We start from the raw sequence: 11,796 nt of genomic DNA on the forward strand, positions 1-11,796 counted from the left end.
CGCGTTCAAAGAGAGGGCAGTTATGGATCTGATCAGTGTGATCGTACCGGTGTATCGGGTAGAACCCTATTTGAACCGATGCGTTGAGTCTCTGGTTGCGCAGACATATCGAAATCTGGAAATTATTCTCGTGGATGATGGATCTCCGGACAAATGTCCGGAAATTTGCGATGTCTGGGCACAAAAAGATGCAAGAATTCGCGTGATCCACCAAAAAAATGGAGGCGGGGGGAGTGCCAGGAACGCTGCGTTGGATATCGCACAGGGAGAATATCTAGCGTTTGTGGATAGTGATGATTTTATTGCTCCGGACATGATGATGTATTTGCATAACCTGTTCTCTGATGGAGTTGACGTTGTGGAATGCGGCTATTGCCTTACAGAAGATGATACAGCGACCTTCGACGCAATATCGGCTTCCTGCAATATAAAGACCTATACAAGACAGGAAGCAATGAGAGAGCATATCCATGATCAAATATTCAGACAACTGATCTGGAATAAATTATATCGCCGACAGGCAATCGGGGAAATAAGGTTTCCGATTGGCAAACAGATCGACGACGAATTTTGGACATATCGTGTCATTGGAAATTGCAATAAGTTGATTTGGTCGGATAAAGTTCTCTATGCATATCGACAACAGTCAAACTCGGTCATGCATTCTTTGAGCAAGGAAGGTAGAATGCATGCCATTGAAGCAAAAGTGGAGCGGCATAAATATTTAAGCAAAGTTATGCCAGAGCTCACTTATGAAAGCGCACAGGATCTTTGGCTTTCATGCCTGTACCAAGGACAGAAGTTGTTGAAAGAGAACACTGATTCCGAGAACAAGCAAGCATGGAATTATATGAAAACATGCCTGAAACGGTATCCTATACCGGTCGCAACGAGAAAAAATCCGATGACTTTAAGGATATGGCTGAGCATGGAAAAAATTTCGCTTGGAATTACCTGCAGAATCAGAAATATGCTGAAAATAGGAGAATGACCGGTGGCGAAATGGATGCAATATCCCAGAAATATCTTGAAAAAAATACAAAAACTAGGAATGAGCCCGGAACAATCAGAGATAAAATATCTTCTCTCTCATGGATTGAGGTTGGGAAAGAACGTCAGAATCCATGCGGAAAATGCGTTTGACTCGGTATTCCCGTGGTTGATTGTAGTAGGAAATAACGTGTGCATCTCATCTGATGTCAAAATTTTGGCCCATGATACAAGTACGGAGTATGTCTGTGGATATACGAAGATTGGACAGGTTGTGATTGGTGATAACGTGTATATCGGTTACGGTGCAATTATTCTGTGCAACACCCGGATCGGAAATAATACCATTATAGGAGCAGGAAGCGTTGTATCTGGCAATATCCCGCCAGACTCCGTATATGCGGGAGATCCGGCTCACTTTATCTGCTCATTGGAAGACTTTAAAAGAAGGCACCAGGAGCAGCTGGAAAACGCACCGCGATTCGAAGGACCATGCCAAAAGTGGCGGGAGGCACCCCCTGACCAAAAGCAAGCCATGTATGAAAAGCTAAACGGACGCCTGGGATATATGAAATAGCAGGGCAGTGAGAAACTTACTTCCGGAGGATACATTAGACATGAATGGAGAACACTTGATTTCGGTGATTGTTCCTGTCTACAATGTTGCAATCTATTTGGAAAAGTGTATCGAAAGCATTGTGGGACAAACCTATCAAAAACTCGAAATTATCTTGGTGGATGATGGCTCAACAGATACTTCGCCTGAGATATGCGAACAATGGAAGCAGCGCGATCGGAGAATCGTGGTATGTCACAAGAAAAATGGCGGTCTTTCTGATGCCAGAAATGTCGGAATGCAAATGGCGAAAGGAGATTACCTTGCATTCGTCGACAGCGACGATTCTATTTCAGAAGATACACTCCAATCCATGCTAAACTGCGCTATAACAAGCGGAAGTGAAATTGCGGTTTGCAATATGATTCGGGTTACAGAGGATGGCAGGGAAAAACCATTTTATTCTCCGGCTCACGAAATGACGGTCTTGTCAGGAGAACAAAGATTTCAAACACTGAATCAGCCATCGGTATGCAACAAATTGTTCCGGAAAGAGCTGTTTGAAGGCGTGAAGTTCCCAGTAGGAAGATATTACGAGGATACGTTTGTATATCATGAGCTGGTGTATCGTGCACACAGTGTAGCTTTGACCGGCAAGGATAGTTACAGATATCTGCAGCGAAAAGACAGTATTGTGGGAAGGCCGCAGTATACTGATCGCTATTTTGATTTTATCAGTGCCGTATCGAAGAGAGTGGAATTCTTGCTGAGCCATCATGTGACAGGGTACGCGGAAGACGCCTGCCTGAGTCTGTATGCGGCACTGGCAAATGCAGAAAAATATATCAAGAAAACCCCTCAGAATAAGGACAAATTCCGAGAGGCTCACCGGCAATATGAGCAGGCCTATCAGGCCTTGATGAGGCCGGAAGCCAAAATTGGTGGCAAACAGAAAATAAGATTGGTTTTGCTGAAATATTTGCCGAAATTGCATGTGAAAGTATACTGAGGTAAATTGTATGAACGCTTTTCAGCGATTAGAATGGCGAATTTATAAAGAACGGAAAAGACTACGGCTGCGTAACAGGACGCCTTCCATTATCTCCTCAAACTGTAATGGTGAATTCTGGTACTATGATATGCGGCTCCGGTTTCTCACGCCCACAATCAATTTGAGCTTTGACATGAATGATTATGTTAAAATGCTCGAAAATCTGCGCTGGTATATGGAACAGCCGATTCAATTTTTTGAAGATCCGCGATATGACTACCCTACGGGGATGCTCGGAGATATTGAAATCCGCTTCAACCATTATTCCTCTTTTGAGCAGGCTGTCAATAAATGGGAAGAAAGAAAAAGAAGAATCAATTGGGACAATCTGTTTGTGCTGGGAATTGACGGAGATAACTGTACCTATGAAACGCTCCAGCGCTTTGACGCCTTACCTTACCAGAACAAGGTCATTTTCACACATATACCGTATCCGGAAATCAAGTCCGCATATTATATACCGGGATTTGAAAAAGAGAAAGGCGTTGGAGTCCTTATTTATTTCAAAAAGCAGTTTTTCGTGCGCAGATATCTGGATGATTTTGATTATGTTTCATTCCTAAACGGAAAGAATATTCTTCAAAGAAGGGAAAATCGATGATTCCGAAGATAATCCATTACTGCTGGGTAGGAAATGCTACGAAACCATCATCGGTCTTGTACTGCATACAAAGCTGGAAAAAATATTGCCCAGACTATGAAATCCGAGAGTGGAATGAATCCAACTATGATTTTTCCAAAAACAAATATATGAAACAGGCATACGATGCTCATAAATGGGGATTTGTGCCGGACTATGCGCGTTTGGATATTATTTATCAATATGGAGGCATTTATCTTGACACGGATGTGGAGCTCATCAAGAGTTTTGATGAGCTGTTGGAACAGCCTGCGTTTATGGGATTTGAAAATACGGGAGACGGCGAATTCTTTGTCAATTGCGGACACGGATTTGGTGCCGAACCGCATCATGAAATTGTAAGAGCTGCCCGAGATTTGTATGAGGACCTCGAGTTTCTCAGGAAAGATGGGTCCTTTAATATGCTCCCGTCTCCGCATTATACAACAAGGACCTTGAAAAAGTATGGCCTGGTCCAGAAGAATGAAGACCAAAGGCTTCCTGGTATGATGGTGTACGCTTCGGATGTGCTGTGCCCTAAAAATTTCCGTACAGGGAAACTTCATAAAACAGAACGGACTGTCTCTATCCACCATTTTACCGCGTCCTGGCTGGACGAAAAAATTCGAAAAGAACTGGAGCATACGCAGAAAATAAAGCGTATTTTCGGCTCTCGGCTTGGACATACGGTTCTGTTGGGAGAAAGTGTACTTGAAAAATATTCCCTTACGGAACTTGTCACGAAATTGCCTGGTCGTCTGGTCGGAAAAGCAAAACGAAAGATTGTATCTCAACTGGAGATGATGCCATACTATCAGGGGCTTTGGAAGGCGGGAAAACAACCCAACGGGAAAGAACCCCCAATTCTGTTGGATACGGCATTGGAAAGCGATAACTGCGGCGATCAAATTATCATGGAATGTTGTGGCAACCACCTGCGCGGTATTCTGGATATCGAGCAGGTCAAGCATATTCCGACTCATCGCTTCGCAACCCGGCAAGAACAGGACGAACTGAAAAAGGCAGCTTATAAAATACTGTGCGGAACAAATATTCTTTCTGGGAATATGAGATCTTACGGTTTGTGGAAACTGGGTCCGGATGTGTCGGCTTACAAGAATACTGTTTTGATGGGAGTCGGATTTGATTCAGAGTCGGAAAAATATGACAGATATACCAAAGCGCTCCTTCATACCATTTTGCACCGAAATTTTCTTCACTCTGTAAGAGATCGTTTTTCAGAGCAGAAGCTGAAGTCTATGGGAATTAGCAATGTGATATATACCGGCTGCCCGACGATGTGGAGCCTGACGCCCGAAGTGTGCCGGTCGATTCCGGAGCAAAAAGGTACGAAGGTGGTCTGCACCGTTACGGACTATAATCGAGATCCGGACATGGATACCAGGATGTTTGAAGTTTTATTTGAAAATTATCAGACGGTCTATTTTTGGATTCAAGGAAAAGAAGACTTGGTATATCTTCAAACATTGGGCTTGGAATCCAAAGTAACCTGTATTCCGTCAAGTCTGCAGGCATATGATGCCATTTTGCAACAGGAAGATCTGGATTATGTGGGAACACGTCTGCACGCAGGCATCCGTGCACTATCTTTGGGACATCGAAGCGTCATTATAGCGATTGATAACCGAGCAAGATGCATTTCTCGTGATACGGGATTGCCTGTCATCGAAAGGTCGGAATTACAAACGGAGCTGGAGGAAGCGATTCGGAATAAATTCTCCACAACGATTCAGATGCCTTGGGAGAATATTGACAGATGGAAAAAACAATTTCAGTAAGAAACATACAGGGGAAAGAATATGCATGAAAGATCAAGAACAGAATATTCACTACTGAATATATTCGTTGGAATAGGCGGATATATTTTGAACACTGTCCTTGGATTTGTTTGCCGGATGGTTTTTGTGCGCTGCCTCTCTGCAGATTATCTTGGAGTCAGTGGGCTTTTTACCAATATTCTTACGATGCTTTCCTTGACGGAGCTGGGAATCGGAAGCGCGATCGTTTATGCATTATACAAGCCGCTGGCCGAGCATGATGAAGAAAAAGTAGCTTCATTGGTTCAGCTGTACAGCAAAGCATACCGAATGATTGGATTGGTGGTAGCTGTTGTCGGTGCGCTTATAATGCCGTTTTTGAGCGTTATTATCCAAGAGCCGCCGCAGATCAAAGAAAGTATTTATTTGCTGTATCTCATCAATTTGTTCAATACATCAAGCACATATTTCTTCAGCTACCGCAGTTCACTACTTTCGGCCGCGCAGCAGAACTATATTGTTATCGGTGTTAATTATATTATTACGATTGTGCAGAGTATTCTGCAGATGGTTTGGCTTGCGGCAACAAGAGATTATCTGGGGTATTTATTGATTCAGACAATTGGAACTTTTGTGTACAACATCACAATTTCGTATATTGCGGCTCGAAAGTATCCCTATATCAAGAGGAAAGATCCAAAACCGCTGTCCAGAGAAGAAACCAAAGATCTGTTTAAAAATATACGGGATCTTACGGCATACAAAATCTCAGGGCTTCTGGTTAACAGTACCGATAATATTTTGATTACATTTTTCAAGGGATTGGCAACGACAGGCGTAGCCTCGAATTATACATTGCTCGTGAATACCTTAAACTCTCTTCTTGGGCAGATTTTTAATGGGTTGACGGCAAGTGTTGGAAACCACAATACTCTTGAAAGCTCACAAAAAAGATATGAAATGTTTTCGTTCCTCAATCTGATGAATTTCTGGATTTTTGGGTGGGCAACTTTGGGGATCATCTTTTGCTCTACGGATTTGGTAGAACTCTGCTTTGGAACGGAGTATACGCTTCCAATCAGCATTCCCTTGGTCATGGCTTTAAATTTTTACACTGTAGGACTTCAAAATGCAGTCTGGACCTACAAACAAACAATGGGTTTGTTCCATTACGGACGATTTTTGCAAATTGTCACGGCAATTCTGAATGTATTTTTCTCTGTAGTGCTAGGATATCGATGGGGCGTTTTCGGAATCCTGTTTGCAACATTTCTCGCCAGACTATGCACCAATCTCTGGTATGACCCGTATGCGGTGTTTGTCCATGGATTTCGAAAATCTCCCGCACTCTATGCACAAAAATATTTTTATTATCTGTTGACTCTGGGAATTGCAGCTGCAATCTGTTATCCGTTGATGAAATGCGTCGAGATCCCGCTTGTCAAAGTCCCTGCCAAAATTTTGATTTGTAGTGTGGTCTGTAATGTCGTGTTTTACCTCATGTTCCAGAAGACAAAAGAGTTTCAAAAGTTAAGAGAAGTGTGGAAAAATGTTCTGAGGATATTCCTCCGAAAAATAAAAGAAAAATGAAAGAAAATATGGATAAAGAAAGACGGTCTGTGGTAAAGAGGATTTCGCTTCCGAGGAAGAAAAAATCAGCTGTGCCGATCCTCTATCTTGCAGGTTCTTTTTTTGCTATTGACGCACTTTTGCGTATTGAGAGAAGATGGTTGGGATTTTACAGTATCTATCGTCTTCCTCCGTCGCTCTTTACGCTCTGCTGGGTTTGCATCATTCTTGGTGGGCTTTCACTGCTTTCAAAACGCGTAGGAAGAATTCTGTATACGGTTTTGTACAGCTGTTTTGCTATATATTCTATGGTATATATTATCTGATTTTTAATAAATTCTTGTTTTTGGCGGATTTACAGAATGCGACGGAGGGAGCGGCTTTTTTTCAATATGTATGGAGTGTGATTGATCCGAACCTTGTCTTGTATATTCTCGCTCTGATCGGTATCGGAATACTAGGAGTTGCCATTTATCCGGAATTTCCGAAGTGCCACGCATTGAAAGCCATTGTGGCACGGTGCCAGATTTGGGGAATTTCCCTGCTGGGCATTATGTGCATTCCGAATCTGTATCGCTATGATTCCAATGCGGCTATGAACACGGCGGTGGAGTATCAAAGCTTTACCAGCTCCGGGTTTGACATGGAAATCGCGGGATATTATCAGTTTTTGGCCAGGGATTGCTGGTTGTCTTTTCTGAAGCCAAAGGCTGATATGACGGAATACTATGATGAAATTGATGAATATCTGGAAAAAAGGAGCCATCTGCTACAAATAACTATACAGGCCTACTCAAAGGGAAAAATATCATTTTGATACAGATGGAAAGCATTGATGATTGGATGGTCAACGATGAAAATACACCAACAATCAGTAAAATGATGAGGGAAGGAATCAACTTCCTGGATATGTATACACCATGTTATGGGAGCGGCTGGACGTTTGGCACAGAGTTTGCGTTTCAGACAGGTGTGTATCAAGGAGCCACTACTATGGCGGGAGGAAGATTGGCAAGGAATGCGTTCCCTTACAGCATTGCCGATCTTGCAGGATCTTTGGGATACTCCTGCAAGTCTTTTCATGAAAATACCGGAAACTATTACAACAGAACCAGTATGCACAGTGTATTGGGATACACCTACTATTGTACGGCGGAACTTGTTTCCGATGGAAATCCGATGGATGATACGACGCTTGTTACAAGTGACGAGGTCTGGAATCTTTTGACGGATAAAATGGGAAAGGAAAATTTCCTGAGTTTTATCATAACGTACAGTCCGCATTTGCCTTATAGCACAGAAGACGAACTAGGAAAGTATGCTTTGTCCCGATATCCGCAATATAATGTCGAAGGACGAGATTCTGAAATCAATATCCTCTGTGCAAAGGCAAGGCTAACAGACGATATGTTTTCGCAAATGCTGATTCGATTGGAAGCGGCAGGATTATTGGATGAAACGGTTATTATTGCATATACGGACCATTATAGCTATGGAATAACGGATCAGGAGCAGGTGAAAGAGCTATCCCGTAACAATGGAAACGAAATCTTGGAACGTACACCTGCGTTTATCTGGTTTCAAGGGTGCGAACCGACGGAAGTTCAAAAAACTTGCCAAACCATTGACTGGCTGCCGACCATCGCCAATATGTTAGGAGTCGATATGACCTCAAAATCGTTGGGATATGATATTTTTGACCCGGAGTATCAAGGCCTGGCCGTCCTTCCGGATCATACCTGGGTCTCCAACGGAACGTATGTCAAAAATGGAACAACAATTGCCCGGGGGAACATGACGGATGAAGAGATTGCACAAATGAACGAATGGGTTCAGAAATTTTACTCGGTGGATGATGCGGTCCTTCGATCGGATTATTACAGAACATTTCGGTAGACGGAAACTTGATTCTGTAGGCATATTTGCTGATCAAATGAATGTTAGATAACGGATTGGGTCTTTCCAAGATTGATAAAAAAGCCGCAGCTTTTTGCTGCGGCTTTTGACGTTTCTATTTTTGTTTACTTACAATAAAAAACCCGGCAATTTTGGGTATCGGCAAGAATTTCGTAGTCAGAAAGATCATAAAAATTCTCTAGGCTGCTTATGATTCGGAGCGTATCATCTGAAATATAGTGAGAATATAATAAAAAACCGTTCTGGAACGAATGATCCCGGAAGGCAATCTCCAGGTCTTCATATCCTGTATTACGACAGAGAAATACCTGGGGATGATCCTGGAATTCGAAAAACCATTGGACAAGGCTATCGTTGTATGTGTCGCCGTTTATCGCAATCACGGGAAGACTTTTATAAGGTGCCAAGGCTTCTTGCCGAACTTTATTCTCAGGATAAAGATAGTTTATCGTCCCGTTTCTATAGAAGACGAGAGTCATTACCATGGTGATTAGGCATAGTCCGCAATTGAGCAATTTGTCTTCAACGCCGAAGGTCTGGCAAACATACCCCAGAAAAGCGTGGAGCACACAAAAGATGGCAATATAGATCCAAGGGAAAATACACATAAAATACCGGTCAACCTGGAATGGGGCCAACTTCGTTACAATACAGATATAACCTATTGTAGTAAAGGCGATGAATAGGAATCCGGTAATATCCGGAAAAGATCCTTGCTTCAGAGAGATTTTTTTTGAAAAGAGTACAATATTCACGACCAGAAAAATTGTCAGACAAAGCAGAATCGGATCAGCCAAACCTCCGAAAAGCTCTCGATCAAAAATCTGCAACACATGATTTAGCTGCTCTTTGAAAGAGGTTTCCGAAGAAAGACTTGTGAGAGCTTCTTGACCCCTGTCTCCAAAGAAAAGACGAACGACCATGCGAGGAAATAGAAGTTCGGCAATTGTCAAAGCTAACAATTCCAATTTGATGAAACAGAACAGAGAGCACCAACGCTTGTGCAAAACATAGTATATACACACGCTCAAGCACAAGAAAAATGCAACGAATAAAAAATAATACTGAGACAAAATGCCTGCAACGGTGACCGACTGCAACAAGGTGCAGAACTTGCCGGAAAGCGATTCCAAAGGTCGAGTGAGCATCAACAGAATCAAATATAGGAATAGTACAGACAAGAGCGTCTGCAAGGCATACATTCGAATATATACCCCAGTTGTGAGACCTCCGATCGAAAAGGCCCAAGAAAGGCTTCCGGCCAATGACGTAAACCGACTTGATGTTATTTGGTATAAAATCAGGCCTGTGAAAATACAGGTGCCCGCACAGAAGATAATGTTTGGAATCAAGCCGGCCCATTTGGATGCGTTTAACCCAAAAAGCTTAAGCAGAGACGACAAAATATGAACGATTAAATAATATGTGGCAGGATGGTTGTCTGTTTCAGCATTCCAGTATGGAATTGTCAGATCGAAAAGACTACTGTCAACAGGTGCCAAGATATCCCGGTATCGGGTGCCGAGGCTCCAGGAGGCGTACGCATTCTCGGAGTCTCCGTAATTGGTGCCACCGTAATTGGATAATTCGAAAGTGTATACCTCGTCAACGTGGAACCCTTCCTTTTGTGTTCCGAGAACAATTAGAAATACTGCTTGTACAGATGCGATGATCAGCAAGCCGATAAGAAGCTTTCGATCCCATTTGAGCAAAGGAAGCCCGGTCCGAGTGTGTTCTGCTGGGAAACGAAAACAAAATGTCAGGCAATTCCATACAAAATAGAAGGCAGTAATACCTAAAAAGATACCCGCGACAGAAAAAAGAAAATCATAAGACAAGCCGATTGCAGACGAGATCTCGGAAGCAAGGGAGGAAAAAAACCATACCTTTCGAAATCGCAAACCTAGTATAGCGCAAAGCGCCAGACTGATATACAGTTCGGGTTTCCCCAAATGTTGTTTGGAAAATACGAAGATTCTGGGGAAAAACAGTATACTGAAATAGAAAACGACAGTCAGCAGCGCTGCGCTGAGAAACCCACCAAAGGATGGAGGAACAGCCAATAAGAAGTATGCGGCGGCAGATGTGGTGATGGGGAGGATGGTCAAAGTGCGGTTAATGGTGGTCATAGAAATACATTGCTCCATGTGACTCATAATTTGATCTGGGAGTATCGCGGCGCCGGTCTGTATTGACAGGGCATACAGGCAAAAGTACGGCAGGAACCATTATAACACGAAGTTTCTGCAATGTATTGCACCAATATATGGAATAATAGAGAAGGCTAAAGTTTACCGAATGAAAACGAACCCCTTATTTCTTCCCATTCCTCTTCCAGATCGCATACAATCCGTCCAGGATCAGGGTCTCGCGGTAGTCCATAGGGGTGTCGCAGGCGTCGCGGATGGTGGCGGGCAGGGTACCGGTGACGATCACCGGCGCCTGCGGTGCGCGGAGGACGGCACGGCATTTGGCGAACATGCCGTCCAGCATGGCGGCGGTGCCGTTCAGGATGCCGCTGTGCAGGCAGTCGGCGGTATTGGTGCCCAGAAAACGGCGCGGCTTGGTCTCGGGGTCCACCTGGGGCAGCTGCGCCGTATTGCGTACCAGGGCCTCGAGACTCAGCTGCGGCGCGGGCAGAATCACGCCGCCCACGATGCTGGCGGCCTCGTCCACGGCCAGCAGGCTGATGGCGGTATCGACGTTCATCACAAGCAGCGGCGGCTCATGGCGGCGCAGGGCCCCCACGACGGCGCAGAGAAGCTCTCCGCCCAGCTGGGCGGGGTTGTCCATCCGGATGCGCACACCGCTCTTCAGGCCGGGCCCGACCTCCATCAGGGGCACCTGGCACATCTTCTGCAGGGCTTCCCGCATCCGGGGCGTCAGCGAGGGCACCACGCTGGCCAGGATCACGTCGGTCACATCGAGAGGGGACGCACCGTACAAGGCCAGCATGTTGACCATCTTGTAGACCAGCTCGTCCGAGCTGAGCCGGCTGTCCGCGTACAGACGGGAGGAAAAGACCAGTTTGCCGTCGGGGTGGTATCCGCCGAAGGTGATGTTGGTGTTGCCGATATTCAATGCCAGGAGCATCATGCCACGCTTCTTTCGTTCACAGTATTTGTCTTTATACTATAATAAGTAGAGGCAAAAAGCAAGAAAAGACCCCAAACAGCTTTTTTTGAAAAAAATCAAAAAAACTCGAAAAAAGGGGTTGACATTCCCTGAAAATGTGGTATTATAAATGAGCTGTCGCGAGAGACAGCGACCGCCGAAAGGCTCAGGGAATACGCTGGAACGTCAAGAAACCCGGAAA

The 11,796-nt window shown here is 44.3% G+C and carries 10 protein-coding genes; 8 read left to right on the top strand and 2 right to left on the bottom strand.

Annotated features, from left to right (window positions below; translation table 11 throughout):
- Nucleotides 1-22 precede the first annotated feature (22 nt).
- The 8 genes from U0L91_RS01325 to U0L91_RS01360 all read left to right on the top strand — a co-directional run bounded on the left by U0L91_RS01325 (nucleotide 23) and on the right by U0L91_RS01360 (nucleotide 8,459).
- Nucleotides 23-991, top strand: a complete 969-nt coding sequence (locus U0L91_RS01325) for a glycosyltransferase family 2 protein (protein WP_330044220.1) — start codon at nucleotides 23-25, stop codon at nucleotides 989-991.
- A 3-nt stretch (nucleotides 992-994) separates the two neighbouring features.
- The gene (locus U0L91_RS01330; RefSeq protein WP_330044222.1) at nucleotides 995-1,567 is read left to right on the top strand and encodes an acyltransferase; all 573 of its coding nucleotides are present in this window, start codon (nucleotides 995-997) and stop codon (nucleotides 1,565-1,567) included.
- Between the two features lie 40 nt (nucleotides 1,568-1,607).
- Complete coding sequence (locus tag U0L91_RS01335; protein ID WP_330044223.1) at nucleotides 1,608-2,555, top strand: glycosyltransferase family 2 protein; 948 nt, start codon at nucleotides 1,608-1,610, stop codon at nucleotides 2,553-2,555.
- Between the two features lie 10 nt (nucleotides 2,556-2,565).
- Nucleotides 2,566-3,198, top strand: coding sequence for a DUF1919 domain-containing protein (locus U0L91_RS01340; protein WP_330044225.1), 633 nt, complete (start codon nucleotides 2,566-2,568; stop codon nucleotides 3,196-3,198).
- Nucleotides 3,195-5,015 (top strand): polysaccharide pyruvyl transferase family protein, encoded by a 1,821-nt coding sequence (locus tag U0L91_RS01345; RefSeq protein ID WP_330044226.1) that lies wholly within the window; start codon nucleotides 3,195-3,197, stop codon nucleotides 5,013-5,015. The genes U0L91_RS01340 and U0L91_RS01345 overlap by 4 nt, the downstream gene beginning before the upstream one ends.
- Before the next feature lie 87 nt (nucleotides 5,016-5,102).
- On the top strand, nucleotides 5,103-6,584 hold the full coding sequence (locus U0L91_RS01350) for a lipopolysaccharide biosynthesis protein (RefSeq protein ID WP_330044228.1): 1,482 nt from the start codon (nucleotides 5,103-5,105) through the stop codon (nucleotides 6,582-6,584).
- Nucleotides 6,585-6,966: 382 nt separating this feature from the next.
- On the top strand, nucleotides 6,967-7,380 hold the full coding sequence (locus U0L91_RS01355; protein ID WP_330044230.1) for a hypothetical protein: 414 nt from the start codon (nucleotides 6,967-6,969) through the stop codon (nucleotides 7,378-7,380).
- 5 nt (nucleotides 7,381-7,385) lie between these two features.
- Nucleotides 7,386-8,459, top strand: coding sequence for an LTA synthase family protein (locus U0L91_RS01360; RefSeq protein ID WP_330044236.1), 1,074 nt, complete (start codon nucleotides 7,386-7,388; stop codon nucleotides 8,457-8,459).
- 125 nt (nucleotides 8,460-8,584) lie between these two features.
- Here the strand turns inward: U0L91_RS01360 and U0L91_RS01365 are convergent, their stop codons facing one another.
- Both U0L91_RS01365 and U0L91_RS01370 read right to left on the bottom strand, forming a co-directional pair.
- Nucleotides 8,585-10,609, bottom strand: coding sequence for a hypothetical protein (locus U0L91_RS01365; RefSeq protein WP_330044232.1), 2,025 nt, complete (start codon nucleotides 10,607-10,609; stop codon nucleotides 8,585-8,587).
- Between the two features lie 184 nt (nucleotides 10,610-10,793).
- The gene (locus U0L91_RS01370) at nucleotides 10,794-11,576 is read right to left on the bottom strand and encodes a type III pantothenate kinase (protein WP_330044234.1); all 783 of its coding nucleotides are present in this window, start codon (nucleotides 11,574-11,576) and stop codon (nucleotides 10,794-10,796) included.
- Nucleotides 11,577-11,796: the final 220 nt, after the last annotated feature.

The sequence above is a fragment of the Gemmiger sp. genome, from assembly GCF_036306485.1.
Lineage (GTDB): Bacteria > Bacillota > Clostridia > Oscillospirales > Ruminococcaceae > Gemmiger.